Below are 25,115 nucleotides of genomic sequence, written 5' to 3'. Positions count from 1 at the left end.
AGCAAGATTAGTCCTTCTTGCCAACCACTTTATTCCCTTTAGCCGTAAAACCTCGCCCTTCAGGGCGGGGATATAAGGCTGCAATCCGCTAGTCCCCCTTGTGGGGATTAGCTAGGATTGCTAATGCGGTGTTTGCTGTTGTTGGATATATTGTTTAATAATCCCAATGGGAGCACCTCCACACGATGCAGCGAAATAACTAGGCGACCACAAAGCATTCCCCCATAATTTGTTTTTAATTTCAGGGTGTTTAGTTCTTAAAATACGACTAGATGCACCTTTTAGGCTGTTAACCAAGCTAGAAATAGCTACTTTTGGTGGATAGTTCACAAGTAAATGAACATGATCATGCTCACCCTCAAATTCTACCAACTTAGCTTCAAAGTCTAAGCAAATGCGCTTGAATACTTCATTCATAGTTTCGAGCATAGCTTTGGTAAAAACATCTCTACGATATTTAGCCACAAAGACTAAATGAACGTGCATATTAAAAACACAGTGACGACCTGTTCTAATCTCTTGACTATTATCCATAGACCAAATATATTTTAGTGATGAAGACACTTAAATTACGCATAAAAGACAAACATTGCAAGGTGCTAGACCAATTGGCATCTGAAGTTAATTTTGTCTGGAACTATGTCAATGATTTGTGTTTTAAACACTTGCAAAGAAAACAACAATTCTTTTCAGCTTACGATATTGCTAAATACACGAAAGGTACATCAAAAGAGTGTAATTTGCACAGCCAAACCATACAGGCAGTTGCGGAAGAATTAGTTACTCGAAGAAAGCAATTTAAAAAAGCCAAGCTAAAATGGCGTGTCAGTAACAAAAAAAACGCTAGACGTTCTCTCGGTTGGATTCCATTTAAAAAAGTGGCGGTGAAATATGCCGATGGGTATGTCCAATACGGCAAGCATCAATTCAAGCTATGGGACAGTTACGGACTAAGTAAATACAATGTTAAAACAGGCTCGTTTGTCGAGGATAGCCGAGGGCGTTGGTATGTATGTCTTGTGGTTGATTCAATTAAAACAGAGAAAACCACCGCTAAAACCTCAATTGGCATTGATCTAGGACTCAAAGACCTTGCGACTTGCTCAGATGGTGTAAAGTTCAAAGCCCCTAAAATCTATCGTCAATATGAACAAAAACTTGGTATTGCTCAAAGAGCAAGAAATAAAAAACGTGTCAAAGCGATTCATGCCAAGATCAAAAATCTACGTCAAAATATGCTGCATCAATTCAGTCATAAACTGGTGAATGAACATGCAGCCATCTTCGTTGGTAATGTGAATGCCAAAGCATTGGCACAGACAAAATTAGCTAAGTCTGTACTCGATGCAGGTTGGACGACCTTAAGAACCATGCTCAAGTATAAATGCGAGAACGCAGGGGTATGGTATGAAGAAGTCAATGAAGCCTATACCACCCAAACTTGCTCGTGCTGCGGCTCACGCTCCAGTAGTCTGAAAGGTAGAGCAGGACTTGGAATAAGAGAATGGCAGTGTGTGGAGTGCGGTACATTCCACGATAGAGATATAAACTCAGCACTGAATATTCTTGCGCTCGGACATGGGCGTCTCGCAGGAGGAATCTCCGTCCTTTAGGTCGGAGAGGATGTCAAACGCTTCAAATTAAACTAAAAAGATGAAAGATTGATTAAGTTGTTCTGACGCCATTGCTGTGGAGTGTGTTGGGTCCATTGTTTAAAGGCACGCTGAAAGGCACTCTGTTCCGAATAGCCGAGCAGTAGGGCAATTTCCTGTAGGCTTAAATGTGGATCTTTTAAATATTGTTCGGCCAGTAAGCAGCGTACTTCCTGAATCCGTTGTTGATAGGTGGTGCCTTGCTGCTGTAAATGCCGTTGTAACTGCCGTACTGACAAATTCAGCTGCTGGGCAATATGTTCAATCTGGTACATATTGCGTTGTAAACCGGTCAGAATCGCCTGCTGTAAACGGTGGTCAATCTGGGTGGAATTTGGCAGTTTTTCCAGCAGAGCCTTGGCCTGTTGGAGCAATAAATGCTGTAAGGTCTGATCTCCCTGATAAAAGGGTTTCGACAGCTCCTGCAACGGCATTAGCACCTGGGTTTTTTCCTGGGAAAAACGTACCTTGCAATGAAAATACTGCTCATACAGTGCCACATGTCGTGGCGCCGGATTCTGGAAATGTACTTCATGCAGGCAAATATCCTGAAATTCCATAAAATGTTTCAGGAATTCCACCATCAGCGCAATGGCAATTTCATTGGTCAGTTGCGTGGTCATGGTCGGCGGCAGATCAGCCCAGCGAATGGAGAGATAATTGCCTTGCACTTCCACCTGTAACGGACTGCCGTCATACACCAGCCGGTGAAAGTCATGATAGCGTTGCAACGCTTCACCCAGATTGTCACAGGACAGGGCAATATAGGCAATAATGCCCAGATGTTTGGGCCGCACCAGCGCGGCAATTTCTAGTCCCAACGCCGGACGCTGTAGCTGCTGTTCCAGTTCGGTCAGCAAGTCGCGCCAGAGAATATAATCAAAACGTTCCTGATGTTGAACCTGCTGTAATTTTTCTGGAACCGGCAGCTGTTGTGCTTGATAAAAGTCGTACAGCAACTGGGCCAAGCCGCCATAAATCGAGCCGGTATAATCCTTTATCCGTTGCATAGCTTGTCATTTTATTCTTGTCGTGATTTGTCAATCATATTCAATTTTTCCGTCAATATCTAGCCTGTGCCGACGCTTATAGTGAAGGAAAAGCACAGGAGGACTGGAGCATGTTAAAAGGATTTATTGCAGGTTTATTGGTGGCCAATGCCTTTGAATGGGTGGCACATAAATATGTATTACATGGTACCCATCGGCCGGGGCAGCCGCGTCACAGTCCGGTGCCACGCAGTATGCGTTCGCATTGGGAGCATCATCGTGAGGTGCGGAAAAATCAGTTTAATGATGAAAGCTATGTGATTGGCTGGTCGCACTGGCGCAATAAAAACGAGATTATTTCGCTGGCCGCCGCCGCGGGTGTGTTTGGGCTGGTCTTTTTCCCGATTTCCAAAGGCATGATGGCCGGCAGCATGTATAGCGCCCTGAATTATTACTATATTCACCGCCGTGCCCATTTGGAGCCAGAGTGGGCCAGAACAAAAATTCCCTGGCACTATGACCACCATATGAACAGCAATCAGGATGCCAACTGGTGTGTGACCAAGCCCTGGTTTGACTATATTCTGGGGACCCGGGTTATTTCTTCACCGGATTTGCAGGAGCAGAATCCGCTCGGAATTGCCTTGCCACGGCCGCTGTCGGCGTTGTTAAACCGCGGCGCGGAAAAATTCTTCCCGGCCAAATGGGTCGACCGGAATGAAAAGCCATCCCCAGATCTTGAGTCGCTACCTAAAGCCAGTTAATGAGAGGGTTGTTTATCTGCTGAGCAAATTCATCGTTGATTGGCCCAAAGTCAGTACATTCGCGGAACAATAATACTGGATCAATTATGTGATAGAGGTCAAATAAAACTGATTGAAAACAACTGCTTTGCAAGCTGTTGTCGTGAATTGTCAATAAAATTGACGTTGATGGTCAATATCTGTTCAGGGAAGTTTTCTATAGTAAAGAAGCTGAAGATAGCGGCAGAACTTCTGCCTACATCGAAGGTGATTCTGTTGAAATATGTACGTTTTAATGCCAAGCGCTGTAGCAATTCTTGGTTTATAGGGAGTCTTCAGGACTCCTTTTTTTTATCTTCATTTTTTATTTCTTATATTTTGCCGCATAAAAAAAGAGTGTATGGCTACACTCTTTTCAGCTCTGAAATATGTACGCCAATGGGCTTAAAGGCGCATTTCAATACCTTGTGCCGCCAAGTATTGCTTGGCTTCCGGAATGGTGTGCTGACCAAAGTGGAAAATTGAGGCCGCCAGAACTGCATCGGCGCCACCTTTTAAAATCCCGTCTGCCAGATGCTGTAAATTGCCAACACCGCCAGAAGCAATGGTTGGAATATTGACGTGGTCATTAATGGTCCGCATTAGTGCTAAGTCATAACCGGCTTTGGTGCCATCGGCATCCATAGAGGTAATCAGCAGTTCACCCGCGCCGTAATCGGCCATTTTCACGGCCCATTCAATCGCATCAATCCCGGTCGGTTTGCGGCCACCGTGGGTGAAAATTTCCCATTTGTTGTCGCCGGTTTTTTTGGCATCAATCGCCACCACAATACATTGTGCGCCAAAACGTTGTGAGGCTTCCTGTACAAATTCCGGATTAAACACCGCAGCCGAGTTAATGCTGACCTTGTCGGCACCGGCATTTAGCAATAAACGGATATCTTCGACCTTACGCACGCCGCCGCCCACAGTCAGTGGAACAAACACGGTTTCTGCCATACGCTCAACGGTACGGTAGGTGGTGTCACGGCCATGATGGGTAGCGGTAATATCTAAAAAGGTGATTTCATCAGCGCCCTGTTCGTTATAACGACGCGCCACTTCAACCGGATCACCTGCATCACGAATATCCAGAAATTGCACACCTTTCACCACGCGGCCGTTATCTACGTCTAGGCAAGGAATAATACGTTTAGCAAGCATAATTTTTTCCAGTCATTTCAGCTGATTATGAAACTCACCCACACAAGCGCTACACCTTGGCAGATGGACACGCTATTCTATCAAACTTATGTAAGATTTTTCGCAGGTTTTCTATGTCGGTTTATACGCCTTTGACTTTAAAGGAAGTTCAGGATTTTGCAGCCCCTTATGGACTTGAGGTGGTCGATCTGATTCCGATTCAAGGCGGTATTCAAAATACCAATTACTTTTTGGTGGCTCAGGACGGTACACACTATGTGTTGACCGTGTTTGAAGACATGGATGAACAGGCAGCCGGTGAACTGGTGCCGGTACTGGAACATTTGGGTCAGGCAGGTCTGGCTGTGGCGGTGCCGCTCAGTTATGCTGGCAAGGCCATCCACTCGATTAAACAGAAACCGGCCCAGATTGCGCCGCGTTTAATCGGCGAGCATCCAATGCCGGCCAGCATCGCCCAGGTGGAAGCCATTGCCGTGGCACAGGCCAAAATGCATGTGGCCTTAAAAGATTTTCCTTTAAAACGCGCTTTTGTCCGCGATCATGCGTACTGGCTGGCGGTATCCCAGGAAATTAAACCCAGCTTGAGCGAGGCAGATAAAGTCCTGCTCAGCAAATTGCTGGGACTGTATGAAGCGCTTACCGCGATTTATCCGGACCGTCCAAAAGGGTTTATCCATTCTGATTTATTCCGCGATAATACCCTGTTTGAAGGCGATCAGCTGCAGGGCATTCTGGATTTTTACGAGCTGAATCAGGATGAATGGCTGTTTGATATTGCCATTACCTTAAATGACTTCTGTACTGAGTATCCGCAGGTCAGCCTGAATGAAGACAAAGCCATGGCCTTTTTAAAAGCCTATGACCGCATTCGTCCTTTAACCGAAGATGAAAAAGCCTGTCTGGAGCTGTATCTGGCAATGGCTGCTGGCCGTTTCTGGATGATGCGTTTACAGGTGGCACAAAAAAATGCTTTGCAAGGACGCAGCGGTGACGCAATTTTGCAGAAAAATCCGCTCGAGATGCGTAATATGTTGATTGAACGCTTAAAGTTCGTCACAGCTTAAACATAAAGGGTAGGGAAATGCGCGATCAGGGCCGGTTAATTGAATGGTTTGATGACAAGGGCTATGGCTTTATTCAGCCCAATGATCCGGACAAAGACCGCGTATTTTTGCATATCAAGGATTTTGCCCGTCCGGGGCCGCGCCCGATTGTCGGTTGTGCACTGGATTATCAGGTCATTCTAGATGAACGCGGCCGCTATCGGGCCCAGCAGGTGGTGTATTTAAAAGCCTCGCAGGTCAAGCCGCGTGCTGATGTGGTGAGCAAGCCGCGGCAGCGTCCTGCGGCCAAACGTCCGGCCATGCAAATCCTGTGTGTGGCCTATATTCTCGTGCTGGCGGTACTGACCCTGACCGGTTTATTGCACGGCCTGCTGCTGTTATTGATCAGCCTGATGAATGCACTCAGCTATTGGCTGTATGCACAAGACAAGGAAGCGGCCCAACTCGGTCACCGGCGGATTCCGGAACAGAGCCTGCATCTGGTTTCGGCTCTGGGGGGCTGGCCGGCGGCCTGGCTGGCACAGGAAAAAATGCGACATAAAACACAAAAACAACCTTTTCGTAAAATTTATTTTTGTACAATCGGTTTAAACATTCTTTTGATTTTATGGTTTATTTCTCCTTTTAATCTGTTGACGCTCTGAGCATAGCGGGGCGGGGAGTGCAGGACAACAATATGAATACTTCCATTGACCGTGACCCGAATCGTAGTCTGACTTTTATTCTGTATCTTCTGTATATCGTGGCGATTTTTAGTGCCGGCTTGCTAGCAATCGTCGCGCTAATCATCAATTATGTAAAACGCGGCGCGGTACGCGGTTCGATTTTTGAAAGCCACTTTACTTGGCAAATTCGCAGCTTCTGGTGGTATCTGTTCTGGAATATTGTGGCCTTTGTACCGTTCTTTTTTATTTTCTTTATTGATGAAGATCCGACCCGCTTTGCCCAGGTGATTTTTGGTGCTTCGGCCTTCTGTCTGGCGGTGATTGGCCTGTCCTGGCTGTGGATTGTCTATCGGGCTATTCGCGGTATTATGCGCCTGAATGACAATGAGCCGATGTATTCTTAAATATCTGAATCATCAGACCGATCTTCCCGAAATTTAGTCCGGAAGATCGCTCGCTGATGGGGTGTGCTGCTGTTTCTGACGCAGAAATTTTGGTTTCCATTCACTGATAATCACGCCCAGCACCACCAGAAAACCACCGACCAAAGCCATAAACGGTAAACGCTCGCCGGCCAGACGGCCAAACAGCGACGCCCATACCGGTTCGCCAGCATAAATAATTGCTGCCTGTGCCGGGCTGACTGCACGCTGCGCCCAGTTCATCACCAGCTGAACCAGTGCACTGGCCAGACCTAAACCGCCCGCCAAGAGCAGCAGCATCCAGGAAAATTGTGGTAGTTGCTGCTCACCGACCAGCGGCATGGCAAGAAAGGCAAACAGGGAGGCGAACAGCAGTTGAATCACCGTGACCCGTTGCAGATTGACCCGTCCGGCAAAATGGCTGATCAGGATAATTTCCAGTGCAATCGCAATGGCGCCGAGCAGGGTAATCAGCTGACCAAAACTCAGCTGTAGCTGCCCCAAACCATTGCCGGTCAGTAAAACCAGCCCGATAAAGGCACAGCTAGCGCCCAGCCAGATCATGATATGCAGCCGTTTCCGGAACAGCAGCCACAGTAAGATCGGCACCAGCGGCACATATAATGCGGTTAAAAATGCCGATTCGCTACTGCTGATGGTCTGCAGCCCTACGGTTTGCGTACCATAACCGACGGTCAGGCTGGCCCCAATCAATGCGCCGGCCCAGAGCTCTTTGGCTTGCACAGCGCGTAAATGCGGCAGCGAAATCAGTGCGACTGCCAGTGCAGCGGCGGCAAAACGGCAGCCGACAAAAAACATCGGGCTGGCATAATTCAGCGCCAGCTTGACTGCCACAAAGGTACCGCCCCAGAGCATGGTAATCATGATCAGGGCCAGTTGTGGCGCTTTGCTGTTAAGTGTGGTTTTAAGGTTCACAGGGGCATCAGACATGGCAGATCAGCGAGTATTCGAAAAAAGACATCAACCCGGTGAGGGCATAAAAAAAGAGGCCCGAAGACCTCTTTCTGATAGCAGCACTTAGAGGGCTTGCTCATCGAGCAGCAATTGCGCTTCACGCAAATTCAGGCTGCCTTCATAAATGGCACGACCGGTAATCGTACCTAAAATGCCCGGCTGGCCTTTTAAATTACGGACATCATCCAGATTGGTTACGCCGCCTGAAGCAATCACTGGTAAACCGGAATATTGCGCCAGATTCACAGTCTGTTCGACGTTTACCCCTTGCATCATGCCGTCACGGGCAATATCGGTATACACAATGCTGGAGACACCGGCATCGGCAAAACGTTTGGCCAGATCGGTGGCTTTCACTTCAGTCACGTTGGCCCAGCCATCGGTCGCGACCATGCCATTCATGGCATCAATGCCGACAATGATATGCCCGGCGAATTTTTTGCAGGCTTCTTCGACAAATTCTGGCTCTTGAACGGCTTTGGTGCCAATAATCACAAAAGATACGCCTGCATCGAGGTAGTGTTCAATGGTTTCAAACGAGCGAATACCGCCACCAATCTGAATCGGCAGGTCTGGCTGTGCCTTGGCAATGGCCTCGACCACCGGTTTATGGATTGGGGTACCTGCAAAAGCGCCATTTAAGTCGACCAGATGCAAGCGACGCGCACCTTCATTGACCCAATGCTGTGCAGTGGCCACCGGATCATCAGAAAATACGGTATCGTCTTCCATACGACCTTGTTTTAAACGGACACATTTTCCATCTTTCAGGTCAATTGCAGGGATGATCAGCATGCTTTCGCTCCTTGCTTCATCGGTTGAATTTCTTGCCGCCCATCTTAGCAATAAACGAAAATTTTCTAAATGCCATATTTGCATGCAAAAACAAAAACAGCCTGTGCTGTGTCAGGCGGTCAACAAAGGTTCGATGAAGAAAATCCGGCTGTCTGTGCAGCTTGATCTTCAAAGCGGTTTAGGGCGGGGTTTTAGATGGCCGGATTCTGAGTTTGAGCGAGGTATTGGGAATCTGTTTCGGCAACAGGCCCAAACGCAACAATTCTTCAAAAACCAGTACCGGGGCATAAGCATCGGCGGCGGCATATTCCATTTGTGCTGTGCTTAATACCGGATTGGCCCAGTTCGAGGTGCTGAGCCGTTTGCTTTTGGGAAAATAGACCTGAAACAGCAGCGCCATGGCATGTTTTAATCCGACCGGGTTTTTAAAGCCAAAGCTGTGAAAGCATTTGGACAGTTCCAGCACACTGTTCAGTTCTACGCCTTTTTTGCGAAACAGATGGGCATCATTTTTCAGGCCAAAGCCGACTTTAATCTGGTCACGGTTGGCGAAGATTGGCTTAAGAAAGTTCCAGATTTCCTCATTCATCTGAAATAGATAGGCCTGATCTAGTGTGGCCAGCTGAATCAGGTGCGGGCCATCCGACACTTCGCCACTTTTAAAAATCGGTTTGGATTCCGAATCAAAGCCGAGTACCGCTGCAATATTCAGTTCATGCGCATAGTGCTGACATTCGGCCAGCGTTTGAATCAGGTGAATTTTAGAGGGCGGCAGACTTTGAAAGCGCGGCAACTGTTCCAGTTGGCTGGAAGAGGGCATATGGGGTGATGTTGAAGATAAGCTCATGCCATCTTTTCCTTGGGCTGGCGATAAAAAATAAGGCCTGAATTGTCAGGCCCTATTTTAAGCAAGCGGGACCTTTTAGGCCAGCACTGCGCCAAAGATGGCAAACGCAAATAGCAACACCAGTAGAATAATATAAATCCAGGCCAGCGCCGCTTCCCAGCCAGCCGTGGCACGTGGCGGGCCATAGCTGTTAACACGCTGATCGCCCGGGGCGAAAAACAGATACAGCATCAGCAGCAGGTTGGCCACCGGAACCAGCATCAGTAACGACAGCCAGCCGGTATGGTTACGGTCATGCAGACGGCGGATGGTGAAAATAAACATCAGATATAACACCCCCAGATAAATCAGTGCGCCCAGCACCAGTGGGGTGAGCGGAATGCCGCCAGCAGGGTCAATATTCATCAGCCCGGGAAAGAGCAGGGCCAAAACCAGAAAAACCGGAATCATTAACAGTGCAATCAGGCAGTTCCAGGCCAGATAGGAGAAACGTCCAAAACGCCCCGCCGCGCTGAGTGCCGAATCTTGTGTCGTGATGTGTTGGGTATGAGTGGTGCTATGCATTTTTGAATTACCTGTTTTATTTTTATTGAGTTGTATAAAAAGCAGTCAAATATTACTAAAAATTGCTTAAAAAAGAAAGAAATAAAAAATAGGTGAAAACAAAGCCGGGACGAACCCGGCTTTATACATCTTGCGCAACAGAGGAAGGGTGTTAAATCTTCCAGTCGACAAAGTTCTTTAACAGTTGCAGACCAGCAGTATGGCTTTTTTCCGGGTGGAACTGGGTCGCGAACAGGTTGTCTTTGTGCAGGGCGGTACAGAATTGCAGCCCATAGTCACAGGTCGCTGCCACAATCGCGCTGTCTTTCGGCTCGACATAGAAACTGTGCACGAAATAGAAACGTGCATCCTGTTCAATGTTGTTCCACATTGGATGGCTCGGGTCAACCTGATGCACCTGGTTCCAGCCCATGTGTGGCACTTTTAGACCTTCAACCTCCGGGAAGCGTTTTACCACCCCTTCAAAAATACCCAGTGCATCGGCACCGCCATTTTCTTCGGAATGTTGCATCAGCGCCTGCATACCCACACAAATGGCCAGTACCGGTTTATTAAACACCGCCTGACGTACCACGTCATCAATCCCGGCTTCATGCATGCCTTGCATACAGTCACGCATGGCACCGACACCCGGAAACACGATTTTATCGGCCTGGGCAATCAGTTTCGGGTCATTGGTGACATCCACCGTAGCACCGACGTGTTCCAAGGCTTTGGCGGCAGAGTGCAAATTCCCCATGCCATAATCAAGAAGGGCAATACGGGTCATTACAGGGTACCTTTGGTCGATGCCACAGTATTGGCAGCACGTGGATCAATTTCACAGGCCATACACAGTGCGCGCGCAAATGCTTTAAACACACTTTCAATCTGGTGGTGGCTGTTTTTGCCTTTCAGGTTGTCGATGTGTACGGTCATTAGCGAGTGGTTCACAAAGCCCTGGAAGAATTCAGAGAATAAATCGACATCAAAACGGCCAATGGTGGCGCGGGTAAATGGTACATCCATAAACAGGCCCGGACGACCAGATAAATCCACCACGGCACGGCTTAAAGATTCATCGAGTGGGGCATAGAAGTGACCATAACGCTTTAAGCCTTTTTTATCGCCCAGTGCCTGTGCAAAGGCCTGACCCAGGGTAATACCACAGTCTTCTACGGTATGGTGGTCATCAATTTCCAGATCGCCATCACAATGAATATCAATATCAAACAAACCGTGTCGCTTGATTTGATCAATCATATGGTCTAAAAATGGAATACCAGTGTTGAGTGTGCCTTGACCGGTACCGTCGAGGTTTAAACGAACTCGAATTTTGGTTTCGTTAGTGTTTCTTACCACTTCACTGATACGCTCTGTCATGGACACGTTCCTCAAAAAACGTTAAAAATGATGGATGTAAAAATGTTTCGCTGCGACGAAGTCCCAGCATATTAGATTGCTCAGGAGGGTTAATCAATGCCTATTACCGTACATGCTTATACTTCACTGGAAAATGATGAAGTGCGCAGCCAGCTTGAGCGACTGTATGACACCAGTCCGGAGTTTGGTGATGGCCAGGATGCGGTAGAGCAACTCGAGCAACATCTGAACCAGTATACCCTACTTTATACCGCAGAATTTAATACAAAATTAATTGGTGCAATTTGGTGTACCGGGCAGGGCGAAAGCAGGACCCTGGAATATATTGTGGTGCATCCGGCCAATCGTGGTCGTGGTGTGGCCGAGCGTCTGGTCAGTGAAGTCTGCCGCATGGAAGAAGCCAAAGGCGTGAATCAGTTTGAACCGGGCTGTGGCGCGATTCACCGCTGTCTGGCACATCTGGACAAGCTCTAAACGAGTTAAAATGAAATTCAAGAGAGGCTAATCGCCTCTCTTTTTTTATCTGCTGGCCTGCAAATGACTGGAATCATGGGCGTTTCACTTAAAAAATAAGCAGACAGCGTACAAAATGCTGTAAAAGTAAACAAATACTTGAATTTATGCAAAAGCTGCTTGACGGCACCGGGCGGAGATTGTTTAATACGCGTCATCGGCGTGATAGCTCAGTTGGTAGAGCAACGGATTGAAAATCCGTGTGTCCCCAGTTCGATCCTGGGTCTCGCCACCATATTCAAACGTTTAAACGTTTTCAATCCCTGATCCCATCAGGGATTTTTTTTGGGTAAAAAATACTCGATTAAATAAAAATGTCATGATTTATATTGACTAATTTCCCCAGATGCGGCTTAATACACGGCATCGGCGTGATAGCTCAGTTGGTAGAGCAACGGATTGAAAATCCGTGTGTCCCCAGTTCGATCCTGGGTCTCGCCACCATATTCAAAAAGCCCCTGCATTGCAGGGGCTTTTTTTTATGGCATTTAAAAAATGGCAGCATGATCTTTCATCTTTCATCTTTCATCTTTCATCTTTCATCTTTCATCTTTCATCTTTCATCTTTCATCTTTCATCTTTCATCTTTCATCTTTCATCTTTCATCTTTCATCTTTCATCTTCAAGATTCACTGGGTCTGATCAGATCGGGAACACAGTTACGCTAATAACAGCTTAATAACACGAATCCTGCTGAATAAGATTGCATTCTGGCGCTTAATAGAGAGACATGTTTCATTACTGTTCAGGAGGCCGTGTATGACGCGCTTTCAGATGTTCTCCTCGACTGTAATGATTATGCTGGGAATCGGCTCAACGTCGGTCTGGGCGCAACCCGAGCGTCTAGCAACGCTTCAGGTCATGGCAGAACCTGAACTACGTCAGGAAGTGGGCTTTATTCCGTATCAGGAAGATCGTGCAAAGCGTAAGGCATTACAGCACCGGATCATGCAAATTCAGCAGGACACTCAAAACCGGGTCATTGACCCGGACCCGCCTGTTCTCATTACCATGCCGGCCAAAGAACCGGTCAATATGGATCACCTTTCTCCCGCGTTGCAGCAGCATATTCTGGCGATTGCCGCCGGTCTGCAGTCGGATAACCCGCTACGTGGCCTGGAAACCCTGCTGGCGCCATTTCGTGGCCCGGATGGACAGATCCAGCTTGATTTACCCAATGTTTCGTTAGGCGTGGTCGATTATGAGATGAATCTGGGCAATAGCTTGTTCCCCGATATTAGCTCACAGTTACGCAACCCGACCCGATAATAGATGACGTGACAGGGGAAACTGTCCAGCCATAAAAAAACGCTCCAGAGGAGCGTTTTTTTAGATCTGATTCAGGCCGAGATTAAGCCGTTTTTACCGCTGCTTCTTGGGCCAGCATGTGACCATTTTCTTCGAAGTTGCTGTGCCAAGCCAACGCTTCACGTAACAGGTGAGGAGTGTGGCCGCCTTTTGCACATGCGCGGTCGAAGTAGTCGTTTAATGCATCACGGTACATTGGGTGTGCACAGTTGTCGATAATCGCACGAGCGCGCTCACGCGGTGCCAGACCACGAAGATCGGCAAGACCCTGTTCAGTCACCAGAATGTCAACGTCGTGTTCTGCATGGTCAATGTGTGATGCAAATGGAACAACAGATGAAATGTCGCCGCCTTTGGCAATAGACTTGGTCACGAAAATGGCCAGGTGAGCGTTACGCGCGAAGTCACCTGAACCACCAATACCGTTCATCATTTTGGTACCGCATACGTGAGTGGAGTTCACGTTACCGTAGATATCGAACTCAAGCGCAGTGTTGATGCCGATAATACCTAAACGACGTACCAGTTCAGGGTGGTTTGAAATTTCTTGTGGACGCAGAACCAGTTTATCTTTGTACTGTTCCAGGTTGTTAAATACTTTCTCGCCGTATTTCGCAGACAGGGTAATAGATGAACCTGAAGCGAACTTCATTTTACCGGCATCAATCAGTTCGAAAGTACAGTCTTGCAGTACTTCTGAGTACATGATCAGGTCTTCGAAGTTTGATTCTTTCAAGCCGGTCAATACTGCGTTAGCGATTGAACCAATACCTGCTTGTAAAGGACCGAGGTTTTTCGGTAAACGGTCTTCAGCCACTTCTTTCTCGAAGAACGCGATCAAGTGGTTGGCAATCGATTGAGTCTCGTCATCTGGTGCAGTGACAGTCGATGGAGAGTCATGTAATTCGCTGTTAAATACGATACCAACGATTTTTGCAGGATCGATGTTAATCGCTTGAGTACCGATACGCTCGTCAACTTTGGTCAACGGAATTGGTTGACGGGTAGGACGATAGGTCGGGATATAAATGTCGTGTAAGCCTTCAAACGCCGGGCTTAAGTTGGTGTTAATTTCAACAATGACTTTTTCAGCAAAAATTGCAAAGCTTGCAGAGTTACCTACAGAAGTGGTTGGCACGATGCCGCCATCTTCAGTAATTGCAACGGCTTCAATTACCGCTACATCTGGCTTTTTCAGCTGCTGGTTACGCATTTGCTCAACTGTTTCAGACAAGTGCTGATCGATGAACATGACTTCGCCTTTGTTGATGGCTTTACGTAAAGTGTTATCCACTTGGAAAGGCAGACGACGTGCCAGTACACCGGCTTCAGTCAGTTGTTTGTCGAGATCGTTCCCTAAGCTCGCACCAGTAATTAATGTAATTTTTAGAGGATTCGCTTGTGCTTGTTTCACTAAAGCCAAAGGAACAGCTTTCGCTTCACCGGCACGTGTAAAGCCACTCATACCAACAGTCATACCGTCTTGGATGAATTGAGCAGCTTGCTCCGCACTCATAACCTTGTCATGTAGGGAAGCTAAACGGATGCGATCTAGGGACATGGTTTACTCTCGTTTGAAAAATCAGAACTGATGGCGATTGTACCCATCAAAAAAGCCATTTTGCATACCTGTTAGGCTAAGGTCTAATTTTTTCAAAAAATGCAGGTATAAATATATTTGATGCTTTTTATCTTATTGAAAATTAAATAATAAAAATTAAAAGCCAAATCTTCACCAAGAACTGATTGATCAATGTTTAAGCATGATTTAGAAATGTTCTGTAATACTTTGCTTAATTTTTTCTAGGGTGCTGCTGTTGTTTTTTTCATCATCTGGCTGTTCGGGCAGCGGTAAAGAGATGATGACTTCCAGTCCACCGTGCTCGCGATTGCGAATAATCAGCTCGCCTTGGTGAATATCGACAATCCGTTTCACAATGGCCAGACCTAAACCGCTACCTTGGACGGTACGTGCGGCATTCCCACGCACAAAAGGCTGCATTAAAGATTCAATCTGATCTTCAGGAATGCCTTCACCATGATCGGCCACACTAATGCAGATAAATTGTTCCTGCACTTTGGCAGACAGCTCAATCGGTTCAGTGCCATAACGCTTGGCATTGTTAATCAGGTTGCCAATCAAGCGTTTCAGCGACAGGCTGCGTGCCTGCAAAATCGGTAATTCTTCCGGGCTAAAGCGAATGTCCAGCGGTTTAAACTGGATCACCAGTTCCTGTAACAAGGCATTTAAATCGGTATCTTGCAGTTCTTCATCCGAGCCATCACGCATATAGGAAATGAACTGGTCCAAAATGGCGTCCATATCTTCGACATCGTAAATCAGGCCTTCTTTTAAAAAGTCTTCATCCGGCATCATTTCTGCACTCAGCCGAATCCGGGTCAGAGGCGTGCGCAGGTCATGCGAAATTCCGGCCAGCATAATCCGGCGGTCACGCTCGGTCTGTTCCAGGGTAAAAATCATCTGGTTAAAAGCCTGATTCACCTGACGGATTTCTAGCGGCCCGTGGTTGGTTTCTAAATAAGGCGCTTTGCCGGTTTGACTATAGGTGTTGGCCGCTTCCTGCAAACGGCGTAATGGCCGGTTCAGCTGACGCACCAAGGTCAGAATAATAATCGCAGACAGCAGTGGAATGCCGAGCAGCCAGCCAAACACCAGTTCCGGGCTGTAGTTGGCATAGGTTTTTAATGGTTCACGAACCCAGTGGCCGTTCATTTCCGGCGTTTGAATCCAGATACGTGGGCTGGGCTTGAACTGGAAATACACGGTTACATCATCGGCTTTCAGTTCATTGGCCAGTTTTTTCTCAATTTGTCGGGTAAAGAACTCGGCAATAACCTTGTCGCGGACATTTGGATATTCCTTGGGATCGGTAATGTATTCAATCCCGACCCGGTTTTTTAGCCAGGCATCCACATCGACTTCGGCATCATTATGGAAAATCCGTAATTCCGGATTGTTCAGAATTTCCAGTTCAACCGCCAGATAACGGGCATGTTGCTGGATTTCCGGCAGATACAGGGTACGCCAAAAGAACCATAGTGACATAAACAGACTGAAAATCACCACAAACAGCACCAGCACGGTGGTCCGCATGGCAGCCGAGCGCGGTTTGATTTTATCCAGAAACCGTTCCCACGGTGTGCGTTTGCGTTCTGAATAGGTTTCAAAGTCGGTAAAGTCTTGTGGATCGATGGGGTCGAGTTTCACAATGAGTCCTTTTTAAAAAGGGAAAGTTCTCCCCCAAAATTGGATACGCGTTAGGTCATCCGCAACTGTTTGAGGCAGGACTCAAGTAAATTACTTATGTTTCTGCGAAATATTGGTTGAAATGACGGAATTTGCCGAGTTTTGCGGATGACAATGGTTTTGCTTACTTTTGCCGAAACAAAAGTAAGGCGAACCGCAGGTTGTATCCCATCAGTGGGGAATAGACCGTAAGACTCCGTCATAGATTCGATGAGTGAGCTTTATTCCGCGCCATCTGGAACAAAGACATAACCCACACCCCATACCGTTTGAATATAACGCGCACGTGCCGGGTTTTCTTCAATCAGGCGGCGTAAGCGAGACACTTGCACATCAATCGAACGTTCCATTGCGCCCCATTCACGGCCACGCGCCAGATTCATCAGTTTATCGCGGGTCAGCGGTTCACGAGGATGTTGTACCAGCGCTTTTAATACTGCGAACTCGCCTGTAGTTAAAGTCACGACTTGACCTTCGCGGGTCAGGGTGCGGGTCGAAAGATCCAGTGCCCACGGGCCAAAGCTGACCACTTCCATCTGCTGGCTTGGTGCGCCTGGGACTTCACGCACCTGACGGCGTAATACGGCACGAATACGCGCTAACAGTTCGTTCGGGTTAAACGGTTTTGGCAGATAGTCATCGGCACCTGCTTCAAGGCCGGCAATACGGTCTGAGTCGCTGCCGCGTGCGGTCAGCATGATAATTGGCGTATCAATACTGGACTGGCGTAAACGGCGGCAAATGCTCAGGCCATCTTCAACCGGCAGCATGAAATCGAGCACGATCAGGGAAAACAGCTCGCGTTGTAACAGGCGATCCATTTGCGTAGCATCATGGGCAGTTTTGACCACGAAACCTTTATCTTCCAGAAAACGCTGTAACAGCGTACGCAAACGCACATCATCATCGACAACGAGAATGCGTTCAACGCGGTCAGTTTCGGTATGTACGGCATCTGTATTTTCAGTAGGTACAACTAAACTCATGATGTGCTCCTTTATTCTTTATTGTGGTCGTATGCAAAGCTTTCACTGACTTTGAGTATACGATTCATCTGTATGCCTTGACTATGCTCTAAAGCAACAAATATTGCAGTTAAAATCAAGACATAGATACCAAATATATACATCTATGATAGAAGATAAATCCCACAATTTGGGGAAGAAAAGGCCCTGAAATGATGAATTTACCGCAAAAATGTGAAATATCTGCGAATTGGCAAGAATCGCCATCTGTAAATTTCATAAAACAATTGTGGATTTTATGGGCCTGGTCTTTATAATCATGCCATTTAGTACTTATCCTTGTGGGATCAAACACGATGACTGACTTAGTTCAGCAGTTGGCAAAAGAACTTGCCGTACGTCCAAATCAGGTAGAAGCTGCCATCAAACTCATTGATGAAGGTGCCAGTGTTCCTTTTATTGCACGTTACCGTAAAGAAGTAACGCAGGGCTTAGACGATACGCAACTTCGCCAGCTCGATACACGTTTAGCGTATTTGCGTGATTTGTTTGAACGCCGTGAAAAAGTGATTGAATCACTAAAAGAACAAAATAAATTATCTGATGATTTATTGGCACGTGTGAATGCGGCTGAAACTAAAAATGCCTTAGAAGAAATTTACGCGCCGTACCGTCCAAAACGTACCAGCAAATCTTTTAAAGCCAAAGAAGCCGGCTTGGGTCCAATCGCAGAGAAAATCTTTGCAGAAGCGATTGATCCAGTAGAAGCGCTTGCAGGCTTTAGCCATGAAGATTATCCAGACCTGGAAAGCCAGCTCGATGCCATTCAGCATATTTTAATTGATGACTGGGCGCAAAATATTGCACTCACCACTGAACTGAAAGCAACCTTTGCCAAAACCGCCGTACTGAAAAGTTTGGTGGCCAGTGAGGAGAAAAAAGAAGTTGGTAAAAAATTCCGTGATTACTTCGATTTCTCTGAAAGCCTGAACAAAGTGCCATCGCACCGTTTATTGGCCATGCTGCGCGGCCGTCAGGAAAACGTGCTGGGCTTAAAAGTCGATGGTGAAGATGAAGCACCACTGGCACGTATTGAAACCGAATACAACTTAGATGCCGTGCAGCCACAAGTGCGTCAGGACTACTTAAAGCAGACCGCAAAACTGTTCTGGCTGGGTAAAGTTCGCCCGACCATTGAGCATTCATTGCTGACTGAAAAACGTCTGGCGGCTGAAGCAGAAGCAATGCAGGTGTTTGCTGAAAACTTACGTCATCTGCTGCTGTCTGCACCTGCTGGCGCACGTACGATGCTGGGCGTTGACCCGGGCATCCGTACCGGTGTGAAACTGGCGGTAGTGAATGAATCAGGCGATGTATTGGCGCACAGCACTATTTATCCATTTGCACCAAAAGATGATAAGGCAGGTTCATTAACGGAGCTGGCGCGTCTTTGCCGTGAATTTAACGTCGATTTAATCGCGATTGGTAACGGTACCGCAAGCCGTGAAACTGAAGCGCTAGTGGCTGAAATGATGGCCGCGAATTCTGACCTGAAACTGACCCGTGTTTCGGTGTCTGAAGCAGGTGCTTCGGTTTATTCAGCTTCTGAACTGGCTTCACAAGAACTTCCAGAACTGGATGTGTCGATTCGTGGTGCAGTATCCATTGCCCGTCGTTTACAAGATCCATTGGCAGAGCTGGTGAAAATTGATCCGAAATCAATTGGTGTGGGTCAGTACCAGCACGATGTGAACCAGACCGGTTTGGCCAAAGCCCTGGAAGCAGTGGTGGAAGACTGTGTGAACTCGGTAGGTGTGGATGTGAATACGGCATCTGCAGCAATTCTGGGTTATATCGCCGGTCTGAACAAATCTATTGCTCAGCAAATCGTGGATTTCCGTAAGGAAAATGGCCGTTTTGATAACCGTCAGGCCCTGAAAAAAGTGCCACGTTTAGGCGAGCGTACTTTTGAGCAGGCGGCTGGCTTCTTGCGTATTCAAAATGGTTCTGAGCCACTTGATGCCTCTGCGGTGCACCCGGAATCGTATGCGCTGGTGTCTAAAATTGTCGAAGCCAAAGCGACTACAGTCAAAGATATTATTGGCAATACTGAAATTATCCGTCAGGTCAATGCAGAAGAATTTGTGGATGACCAGTTTGGTTTACCAACCATTCAGGATGTGCTGAGCGAACTTGAAAAGCCGGGCCGTGACCCGCGTCCGGAATTCCGTACTGCCAAATTCCGTGATGATATTACCGAAGTATCGCAATTGTCTGAAGGCATGCAGCTAGAAGGTGTGGTCACCAATGTGACCAACTTCGGCGCATTTGTCGATGTTGGTGTACATCAGGATGGTTTAGTGCATATTTCTGAACTGGCGAATGAATTCGTGTCTGATCCGCATAAAGTGGTGAAACCGGGTCAAATTGTTCAGGTGCGTGTTTTAACGGTAGATGTTGAGCGTAACCGTGTGAACCTGTCGATGCGTCCGGAAGGTGCTGCAGCAGCGAAAGCACCACGTCAGCCACGCCGTGACCAAAACGAACAGCGTACTGAACGTAAGCCGCAGGGTAAACGTCCGCAACAGGCGCGTCCGCAGGGTGATCGTCCTCAGGGCAAGAAACCGCAAGCGGCAAAACCACAAGACAATAAGATTGGTGGTTTAGGTGCATTGTTATTGCAAGCCGGGATTAAAGGTTCGAAGTAATCTTTAGCTCTTAAAAAAACCTCCCGATAGGGAGGTTTTTTATTGGTCTATTTAATTGACCATCGGCACAATCCAGCTACATAAAATCAGCATAATGCCCAAATGCCCCAGCTTGCGGGTAAAACTCACCAGTGGCGTAGGCGGCTGTTCCAGCTGTTTGGCATATTCCTGCAAACTCAGCTTGTTGGCAGCTTTACTGGAAAATAAAAACACACCTAAATCAATACAGATCAGAATCGTGCCCACATCGGCAATCAGTTCCATCAGCTCATAATCCTGATGATATAGCGCCATCGCCACCTGATAGCCCAGAAACAGGGCAAAGGCAAAACACCCATATTGCAGAATAAGGGAAAAGGTCCGCATAGTCTTACTTTAACTGTTCAAAATGAGGGGTTTTATAACATAAAAAGACCTGTCATTAGACAGGTCTTTAAAAGGATTATTTTACCAGTGTTCACCCGGGAACAAACGGGCATACGCTTTTTGTACCCAGTTCAGCTTTTGTGGCTGACCCACCGAAGCCGATGAACTTGGGAACAGGTTATAACCAATCGACATCAGCTTGTTGTTAATATCCGGTGCAATCGCATAAGTAATTGAAGCCAAACGGCCTAAATGTGTGGCAATTTTCTTCGGACGTTTGACAATGGCATAGCAGATTAAATCGGCAGCTTGTTCCGGAGAAAGGGTAGGAACATATTTATACATCTTGGTCGGTGCGATCATTGGAGTACGCACTAGTGGCATATAAATGGAGGTAATTGCAATATTGTGTGAATGTACTTCGGCCGATAGACAGCGGCTAAAAGCATCCAGTGCAGCTTTAGAGGCAACATAAGCCGAGAAACGGGTCGCGTTGGCTAATACACCAATCGAGCTGATGTTAATAATCTGGCCACTACGACGTACCATCATTTGTGGCAGAATATTCATCACCAGACGCACTGCACCAAAATAATTCAGCTGCATGGTGCGTTCAAAATCGTGAAAACGGTCTAAAGATTCATGCACAGCACGACGGATTGAACGTCCGGCATTATTAACCAAAATATCAATATGATCGACAGACGCTAAAATATCTTTCGAGGTCTGGTCAATGGCTTCCCAATCGTTTAAATCACACGGGAAAATAGACGCTTTGCCGCCTTTGGCTTCAATCTCTGCTTTGACCTGCTCTAGGGTTTCCTGGGTACGTGCCACCAACAGCACATGCGCTCCCGCCTCTGCCAGACGATAAGCTGTGGTCAGTCCGATACCACTGGATGCACCGGTAATCAGTACGGTTTTTCCATTTACTTTTTTCTTGAAAAGTTTCTCTAGTTTTGCCTTCACACTTGTATCCCTGCTTGATTAAAAGATCAGACTCAATGGTCTTTGTTATTTGAATTTTTGCGCCCAATCTCATTGGTTTGGGCTGTTATGATGGGCATTATAATAACCGAAGTTTAAAAAAAGCCATAAAATAAGTGATTGAAATTAAAAGTTGTTTTAGAGTAATTGCTCTAATGGGGTATTTGGGTTGTTTGGTAAATTCTGCTTAAAATTTTTCGAAAAAGCAAGTCCTTGTTTCTATGTTTAAAAAGCAAAAAGTCTGCCATTGCAGCGCAAAAGCAGACCATTTGTCGTGAAATTGCAATAATTAAACGCTAGCCAGCGCCTGCTCCAGATCGGCAATCAAGTCATCAATATGTTCAATACCAATCGACAGGCGCACCATATCTTCACTTACACCCGCCGCTTTCAGCTCTTCATCATTTAATTGTCGATGCGTTGTTGTAGCCGGATGGCAGGCCAGGCTCTTGGCATCGCCAATATTGACTAAACGGGTAAACAGTTGCAGCGCATCAATAAAACGGGTACCGCCTTCACGGCCATCTTGCACACCAAAAGACAGAATCGCAGATGGTTTGCCTTTGACATATTTTTGCGCCAGCGCATGTTGTGGATGATCTTTTAAGCCGGCGTAATTGACCCATTTCACTTTTGGATGCTGCTGTAAATATTCCGCCACTTTTTGGGCATTTTCGGTATGGCGTTCCATGCGCAGGCTTAAGGTTTCCAGTCCTTGTAGAATCAGGAAAACATTATGCGGGCTAATCGCTGCACCGGTATTGCGTAGCGGCACCACGCGGGCGCGGGCAATAAAGGCTGCTTCGCCCAAGGCTTCGACATAATTCACCCCGTGATAGCTTGGGTCAGGGGTATTTAGAGATTTAAAACGTTCAGGATATTTGCCCCACGGGAATTTACCGCTATCGACAATAATTCCACCAATCGAAGTGCCATGGCCGCCAATATATTTGGTCAGTGAATGCACCACAATATCGGCACCAAAATCAAAGGATTTTTGCAGCACTGGTGTGGCCACCGTGTTATCCACCACCACCGGAATGCCATATTCATGCGCAATTTGGGAGATGGCTTCTAAATCAATAATATTCCCCAGCGGATTACCAATGGATTCCACAAAAACCAGTTTGGTTTTGTCATCAATTAGTTCGCGTAAGGCTTCCGGGTTCTGATAATCAAAGAAACGTACTTCGACGCCCTGTTTGGGCAACGTATGTGCGAACAGATTATAGGTGCCGCCATACAGGGTTGAAACCGATGCAATATTATCGCCGGCTTCGGCCAGAGTCTGAATGGTATAGGTAATTGCCGCCATCCCCGATGCGAGTGCCAGCGCACCAATCCCGCCTTCGAGCGCTGCCACGCGTTGTTCCAGCACTGCCGTGGTCGGGTTCATGATACGGGTATAAATATTGCCTTGTACTTTTAAATCGAACAGATCGGCACCGTGCTGGGTATTGTCAAAGGCATAAGAGGTGGTCTGGTAAATCGGTACCGCCACGGCTTTGGTGGTCGGTTCAGGGGTGTAGCCAGCATGAATGGCCAAAGTTTCAGCTTTATACGTCATTTTTCGTTCATCTTGCGTGAGTTATATTTTGATCAAGTGTAGCAGGTCTATTTATGAAATAAAGAGGGAAATATCTGCAATAATTATCTTTAAATTTCATAAAGACACCCTCATTTTAAAATTTCAAAGGCGGATAAGGCTGCAATGTATACCTGAATTTTGGACACTTTAAAGAGTTGTAACAAAGCGTGGAAGATGAGGCCGATCCCTTATCTTTTTCTGGCTTTCAGGTATAATAGCCGATTATTTTTTCGCTCATTTGAGTAGGGGTGGCGGTTTTGCCCCCGAAATTGGTTTTTCTATTGAGGAGTCCTACGTGGCCCAATATATTTATACGATGAACCGAGTGTCGAAGATGGTTCCGCCGAAGCGCGAAATCTTAAAAGACATCTCTTTATCATTTTTCCCAGGCGCAAAAATTGGTGTGCTTGGTCTAAACGGTGCAGGTAAATCGACCTTGCTTCGTATTATGGCGGGCGTAGATAAAGATTTCTCTGGTGAAGCACGTGCACAGCCAGGAATTAAAATCGGCTACCTTGAGCAAGAACCACCGCTCGATCCAACCAAAGACGTTCGTGGTAACGTGGAAGATGGCGTACGTGAAGCGCTTGATGCATTGGCGCGTCTGGACGAAGTATTCGCTGAATATGCAGCTGAAGATGCAGACTTTGATGCGCTTGCAAAAGAGCAGGAAAAGCTGGAAGCCATTATTCAGACTTGGGATGCGCACAACCTGAATAACCAGCTGGAGCAAGCCGCAGCGGCATTAAACCTGCCAGCATGGGATGCAGATGTGACTAAGCTTTCAGGTGGTGAGCGCCGTCGTGTGGCACTGTGCCGTTTGCTATTGTCTAAACCAGACATGCTGCTGCTGGACGAACCGACGAACCATTTAGATGCATCATCTGTTGCATGGTTAGAACGTTTCCTGAAAGACTTCCCGGGCACCATCGTGGCGATTACCCACGACCGTTACTTCCTTGATAACGTTGCCGAGTGGATTCTGGAGCTTGACCGCGGACATGGTATTCCATATCAAGGCAACTATTCGTCTTGGTTAGAGCAAAAGAACGCGCGTTTAGAGCAAGAGCAGAAGCAGGAAGAATCTTTTGCGAAGGCATTGAAAAAAGAACTTGAATGGGTTCGTTCAAATGCTAAAGGTCAGCAAAAGAAAAACAAAGCGCGTATGGAGCGTTTTGAAGAGCTGAACTCACGCGAATTCCAGCAGCGTAACGAAACTTCTGAAATCTACATTCCACCTGGTCCACGTTTGGGTAACAAGGTGGTTGAGGTTGAAGGCATCAGCAAGTCATTTGGTGATCGTACCCTGTATAAAGATTTAACCTTCACTGTACCACCTGCAGCAATTGTCGGTATTGTGGGTGAGAACGGTGCAGGTAAAACCACACTGTTTCGTATGATGACTGGTGAAGAGCAGCCAGATACCGGTACGGTAACACTGGGTGAATCGGTTAAAGTCGCTTACGTGGGTCAGATTCGTGACACGCTAGATGACAACAAAACCGTGTGGGAAGAAGTGTCTGGCGGTTTAGACATCTTACGTATTGGTGAATACGAAATTGCGTCACGTGCTTATATTGGTCGCTTTAACTTTAAAGGCCAAGATCAGCAAAAACGTGTTGGTCAATTGTCAGGTGGTGAGCGTAACCGTTTACAACTGGCAAAAATCCTGCAAATGGGCGCTAACGTCATCCTGCTCGATGAACCGTCAAACGACCTGGACATCGAAACTTTACGTGCGCTTGAAGATGCAATTCTGGTCTTCCCGGGTACCGTGATGGTGATCTCGCATGACCGTTGGTTCCTGGACCGTATTGCAACGCACATCTTGTCATTCGAAGGTGAAACCCCTGAATTCTTCACTGGTAACTATGCGGAGTTCGAAGAATACCGTCGTAAACGTGATGGTGATGACCTGATTACCAAGCGTCAGAAATATCGCAAAATTGGTGGTTAATCCCATCTAAATAAAAAACCAGCCTTCGGGCTGGTTTTTTTATGTAGTTTGAACAAAACTAAGAGCGCATTCTCGCTCTTTTAAGGGCGAGTTAGCTCTTTTTTAATGACATGGACTTTTTAGCATTTTTTTCTGACGTTGGTATTCTTTGTTCTTCAATGTATTTTTTCACTA

At 46.8% G+C, this 25,115-nt stretch carries 24 protein-coding genes and 2 tRNA genes; 11 read left to right on the top strand and 15 right to left on the bottom strand.

The genetic code is table 11. From position 1 onward, the window contains the following. Positions 1-120 precede the first annotated feature (120 nt). Positions 121-534: an IS200/IS605 family transposase gene (gene tnpA / locus FTT63_RS10705; RefSeq protein WP_104490858.1), complete on the bottom strand. Its 414-nt coding sequence runs from the start codon at positions 532-534 to the stop codon at positions 121-123. Positions 535-554: 20 nt separating this feature from the next. Between tnpA and FTT63_RS10700 the strand changes: the two genes are divergently transcribed. Continuing rightward, a complete protein-coding gene (locus FTT63_RS10700) occupies positions 555-1,613 on the top strand; it encodes an RNA-guided endonuclease TnpB family protein (protein ID WP_034586922.1) in 1,059 nt (352 codons plus the stop codon). Between the two features lie 32 nt (positions 1,614-1,645). Here the strand turns inward: FTT63_RS10700 and FTT63_RS10695 are convergent, their stop codons facing one another. Continuing rightward, positions 1,646-2,662, bottom strand: coding sequence for an AraC family transcriptional regulator (locus FTT63_RS10695; protein ID WP_180192265.1), 1,017 nt, complete (start codon positions 2,660-2,662; stop codon positions 1,646-1,648). Positions 2,663-2,772: 110 nt separating this feature from the next. Here FTT63_RS10695 and FTT63_RS10690 point away from each other — a divergent pair, with 110 nt between their 5' ends. Beyond that, positions 2,773-3,405 carry a hypothetical protein gene (locus FTT63_RS10690; protein ID WP_104472616.1) on the top strand — a complete coding sequence of 211 codons (633 nt, stop codon included), beginning with the start codon at positions 2,773-2,775 and terminating at the stop codon, positions 3,403-3,405. Positions 3,406-3,828: 423 nt separating this feature from the next. Here the strand turns inward: FTT63_RS10690 and hisF are convergent, their stop codons facing one another. Next, a complete protein-coding gene (gene hisF / locus FTT63_RS10685; protein ID WP_317306787.1) occupies positions 3,829-4,590 on the bottom strand; it encodes an imidazole glycerol phosphate synthase subunit HisF in 762 nt (253 codons plus the stop codon). 110 nt (positions 4,591-4,700) lie between these two features. Here hisF and FTT63_RS10680 point away from each other — a divergent pair, with 110 nt between their 5' ends. The 3 genes from FTT63_RS10680 to FTT63_RS10670 are packed head-to-tail and all read left to right on the top strand — an operon-like array spanning position 4,701 to position 6,720. Beyond that, positions 4,701-5,651: a homoserine kinase gene (locus FTT63_RS10680; protein ID WP_005180603.1), complete on the top strand. Its 951-nt coding sequence runs from the start codon at positions 4,701-4,703 to the stop codon at positions 5,649-5,651. Positions 5,652-5,668: 17 nt separating this feature from the next. Continuing rightward, the gene (locus FTT63_RS10675) at positions 5,669-6,295 is read left to right on the top strand and encodes a DUF1294 domain-containing protein (RefSeq protein ID WP_005180601.1); all 627 of its coding nucleotides are present in this window, start codon (positions 5,669-5,671) and stop codon (positions 6,293-6,295) included. Positions 6,296-6,327: 32 nt separating this feature from the next. Then, positions 6,328-6,720 carry a membrane protein gene (locus FTT63_RS10670; RefSeq protein WP_045795233.1) on the top strand — a complete coding sequence of 131 codons (393 nt, stop codon included), beginning with the start codon at positions 6,328-6,330 and terminating at the stop codon, positions 6,718-6,720. Between the two features lie 33 nt (positions 6,721-6,753). Here FTT63_RS10670 and FTT63_RS10665 read toward each other — a convergent pair whose 3' ends face one another. The 6 genes from FTT63_RS10665 to hisB all read right to left on the bottom strand — a co-directional run bounded on the left by FTT63_RS10665 (position 6,754) and on the right by hisB (position 11,281). Continuing rightward, positions 6,754-7,689: a DMT family transporter gene (locus FTT63_RS10665; RefSeq protein ID WP_005180595.1), complete on the bottom strand. Its 936-nt coding sequence runs from the start codon at positions 7,687-7,689 to the stop codon at positions 6,754-6,756. A gap of 87 nt (positions 7,690-7,776) precedes the next feature. Further along, positions 7,777-8,508, bottom strand: coding sequence for a 1-(5-phosphoribosyl)-5-[(5-phosphoribosylamino)methylideneamino]imidazole-4-carboxamide isomerase (gene hisA, locus FTT63_RS10660; protein ID WP_180192264.1), 732 nt, complete (start codon positions 8,506-8,508; stop codon positions 7,777-7,779). A 178-nt stretch (positions 8,509-8,686) separates the two neighbouring features. Then, positions 8,687-9,355 carry a 3'-5' exonuclease gene (locus FTT63_RS10655; protein ID WP_168370781.1) on the bottom strand — a complete coding sequence of 223 codons (669 nt, stop codon included), beginning with the start codon at positions 9,353-9,355 and terminating at the stop codon, positions 8,687-8,689. A gap of 75 nt (positions 9,356-9,430) precedes the next feature. Next, positions 9,431-9,919 (bottom strand): DUF805 domain-containing protein, encoded by a 489-nt coding sequence (locus tag FTT63_RS10650; protein ID WP_104513225.1) that lies wholly within the window; start codon positions 9,917-9,919, stop codon positions 9,431-9,433. Positions 9,920-10,070: 151 nt separating this feature from the next. Continuing rightward, positions 10,071-10,688, bottom strand: coding sequence for an imidazole glycerol phosphate synthase subunit HisH (gene hisH / locus FTT63_RS10645; protein ID WP_104472620.1), 618 nt, complete (start codon positions 10,686-10,688; stop codon positions 10,071-10,073). Next, complete coding sequence (hisB, locus tag FTT63_RS10640) at positions 10,688-11,281, bottom strand: imidazoleglycerol-phosphate dehydratase HisB (protein ID WP_180192263.1); 594 nt, start codon at positions 11,279-11,281, stop codon at positions 10,688-10,690. Before hisB ends, hisH begins: the two co-directional genes overlap by 1 nt. Before the next feature lie 96 nt (positions 11,282-11,377). Here hisB and FTT63_RS10635 point away from each other — a divergent pair, with 96 nt between their 5' ends. The 4 genes from FTT63_RS10635 to FTT63_RS10620 all read left to right on the top strand — a co-directional run bounded on the left by FTT63_RS10635 (position 11,378) and on the right by FTT63_RS10620 (position 13,063). Then, positions 11,378-11,755 carry a GNAT family N-acetyltransferase gene (locus tag FTT63_RS10635; protein ID WP_016658426.1) on the top strand — a complete coding sequence of 126 codons (378 nt, stop codon included), beginning with the start codon at positions 11,378-11,380 and terminating at the stop codon, positions 11,753-11,755. Between the two features lie 198 nt (positions 11,756-11,953). Then, a tRNA-Phe gene (locus FTT63_RS10630) sits at positions 11,954-12,029 on the top strand. Between the two features lie 133 nt (positions 12,030-12,162). Further along, positions 12,163-12,238 (top strand) — tRNA-Phe (locus FTT63_RS10625). Between the two features lie 315 nt (positions 12,239-12,553). Further along, positions 12,554-13,063 carry a hypothetical protein gene (locus FTT63_RS10620; RefSeq protein ID WP_005180572.1) on the top strand — a complete coding sequence of 170 codons (510 nt, stop codon included), beginning with the start codon at positions 12,554-12,556 and terminating at the stop codon, positions 13,061-13,063. Positions 13,064-13,145: 82 nt separating this feature from the next. Here the strand turns inward: FTT63_RS10620 and FTT63_RS10615 are convergent, their stop codons facing one another. The 3 genes from FTT63_RS10615 to ompR all read right to left on the bottom strand — a co-directional run bounded on the left by FTT63_RS10615 (position 13,146) and on the right by ompR (position 17,356). Next, the gene (locus FTT63_RS10615; protein ID WP_005180567.1) at positions 13,146-14,663 is read right to left on the bottom strand and encodes an acetyl-CoA hydrolase/transferase family protein; all 1,518 of its coding nucleotides are present in this window, start codon (positions 14,661-14,663) and stop codon (positions 13,146-13,148) included. 207 nt (positions 14,664-14,870) lie between these two features. Continuing rightward, positions 14,871-16,331: an ATP-binding protein gene (locus tag FTT63_RS10610; RefSeq protein WP_005180564.1), complete on the bottom strand. Its 1,461-nt coding sequence runs from the start codon at positions 16,329-16,331 to the stop codon at positions 14,871-14,873. A gap of 260 nt (positions 16,332-16,591) precedes the next feature. Next, complete coding sequence (ompR, locus tag FTT63_RS10605; protein WP_180192262.1) at positions 16,592-17,356, bottom strand: two-component system response regulator OmpR; 765 nt, start codon at positions 17,354-17,356, stop codon at positions 16,592-16,594. Between the two features lie 335 nt (positions 17,357-17,691). Between ompR and FTT63_RS10600 the strand changes: the two genes are divergently transcribed. Beyond that, on the top strand, positions 17,692-20,043 hold the full coding sequence (locus FTT63_RS10600) for a Tex family protein (protein WP_180192261.1): 2,352 nt from the start codon (positions 17,692-17,694) through the stop codon (positions 20,041-20,043). A gap of 51 nt (positions 20,044-20,094) precedes the next feature. On the opposite strand, the gene FTT63_RS10595 is transcribed toward FTT63_RS10600, so the two are convergent. The 3 genes from FTT63_RS10595 to FTT63_RS10585 all read right to left on the bottom strand — a co-directional run bounded on the left by FTT63_RS10595 (position 20,095) and on the right by FTT63_RS10585 (position 22,963). Further along, positions 20,095-20,409, bottom strand: coding sequence for a hypothetical protein (locus tag FTT63_RS10595; RefSeq protein WP_005180556.1), 315 nt, complete (start codon positions 20,407-20,409; stop codon positions 20,095-20,097). 81 nt (positions 20,410-20,490) lie between these two features. After that, positions 20,491-21,378, bottom strand: coding sequence for an SDR family NAD(P)-dependent oxidoreductase (locus FTT63_RS10590; RefSeq protein ID WP_005180554.1), 888 nt, complete (start codon positions 21,376-21,378; stop codon positions 20,491-20,493). Positions 21,379-21,685: 307 nt separating this feature from the next. Next, complete coding sequence (locus tag FTT63_RS10585) at positions 21,686-22,963, bottom strand: O-acetylhomoserine aminocarboxypropyltransferase/cysteine synthase family protein (RefSeq protein WP_005180552.1); 1,278 nt, start codon at positions 22,961-22,963, stop codon at positions 21,686-21,688. Positions 22,964-23,279: 316 nt separating this feature from the next. Between FTT63_RS10585 and ettA the strand changes: the two genes are divergently transcribed. Continuing rightward, positions 23,280-24,941 carry an energy-dependent translational throttle protein EttA gene (ettA, locus tag FTT63_RS10580; RefSeq protein ID WP_005180550.1) on the top strand — a complete coding sequence of 554 codons (1,662 nt, stop codon included), beginning with the start codon at positions 23,280-23,282 and terminating at the stop codon, positions 24,939-24,941. The last annotated feature ends 174 nt before the right edge of the window (positions 24,942-25,115 follow it).

It is taken from the genome of Acinetobacter sp. C15 (assembly GCF_013420645.1).
Taxonomy (GTDB): Bacteria; Pseudomonadota; Gammaproteobacteria; order Pseudomonadales; family Moraxellaceae; genus Acinetobacter; species Acinetobacter indicus.
The sequence above is the reverse complement of the archived record's forward strand: the minus strand, read 5'-3'. Positions and strand labels throughout refer to the sequence as shown.

Coding starts and splice junctions, on each gene's coding strand:
- tnpA (WP_104490858.1), bottom strand. CDS start 534: ATGGATAATAGTCAAGAGATTAGAACAGGTCGTCACTGTGTTTTTAAT.
- FTT63_RS10700 (WP_034586922.1), top strand. CDS start 555: ATGAAGACACTTAAATTACGCATAAAAGACAAACATTGCAAGGTGCTA.
- FTT63_RS10695 (WP_180192265.1), bottom strand. CDS start 2,662: ATGCAACGGATAAAGGATTATACCGGCTCGATTTATGGCGGCTTGGCC.
- FTT63_RS10690 (WP_104472616.1), top strand. CDS start 2,773: ATGTTAAAAGGATTTATTGCAGGTTTATTGGTGGCCAATGCCTTTGAA.
- FTT63_RS10680 (WP_005180603.1), top strand. CDS start 4,701: ATGTCGGTTTATACGCCTTTGACTTTAAAGGAAGTTCAGGATTTTGCA.
- FTT63_RS10675 (WP_005180601.1), top strand. CDS start 5,669: ATGCGCGATCAGGGCCGGTTAATTGAATGGTTTGATGACAAGGGCTAT.
- FTT63_RS10670 (WP_045795233.1), top strand. CDS start 6,328: ATGAATACTTCCATTGACCGTGACCCGAATCGTAGTCTGACTTTTATT.
- FTT63_RS10665 (WP_005180595.1), bottom strand. CDS start 7,689: ATGTCTGATGCCCCTGTGAACCTTAAAACCACACTTAACAGCAAAGCG.
- hisA (WP_180192264.1), bottom strand. CDS start 8,508: ATGCTGATCATCCCTGCAATTGACCTGAAAGATGGAAAATGTGTCCGT.
- FTT63_RS10655 (WP_168370781.1), bottom strand. CDS start 9,355: ATGAGCTTATCTTCAACATCACCCCATATGCCCTCTTCCAGCCAACTG.
- FTT63_RS10650 (WP_104513225.1), bottom strand. CDS start 9,919: ATGCATAGCACCACTCATACCCAACACATCACGACACAAGATTCGGCA.
- hisH (WP_104472620.1), bottom strand. CDS start 10,688: ATGACCCGTATTGCCCTTCTTGATTATGGCATGGGGAATTTGCACTCT.
- hisB (WP_180192263.1), bottom strand. CDS start 11,281: ATGACAGAGCGTATCAGTGAAGTGGTAAGAAACACTAACGAAACCAAA.
- FTT63_RS10635 (WP_016658426.1), top strand. CDS start 11,378: ATGCCTATTACCGTACATGCTTATACTTCACTGGAAAATGATGAAGTG.
- FTT63_RS10620 (WP_005180572.1), top strand. CDS start 12,554: ATGACGCGCTTTCAGATGTTCTCCTCGACTGTAATGATTATGCTGGGA.
- FTT63_RS10615 (WP_005180567.1), bottom strand. CDS start 14,663: ATGTCCCTAGATCGCATCCGTTTAGCTTCCCTACATGACAAGGTTATG.
- ompR (WP_180192262.1), bottom strand. CDS start 17,356: ATGAGTTTAGTTGTACCTACTGAAAATACAGATGCCGTACATACCGAA.
- FTT63_RS10600 (WP_180192261.1), top strand. CDS start 17,692: ATGACTGACTTAGTTCAGCAGTTGGCAAAAGAACTTGCCGTACGTCCA.
- FTT63_RS10595 (WP_005180556.1), bottom strand. CDS start 20,409: ATGCGGACCTTTTCCCTTATTCTGCAATATGGGTGTTTTGCCTTTGCC.
- FTT63_RS10585 (WP_005180552.1), bottom strand. CDS start 22,963: ATGACGTATAAAGCTGAAACTTTGGCCATTCATGCTGGCTACACCCCT.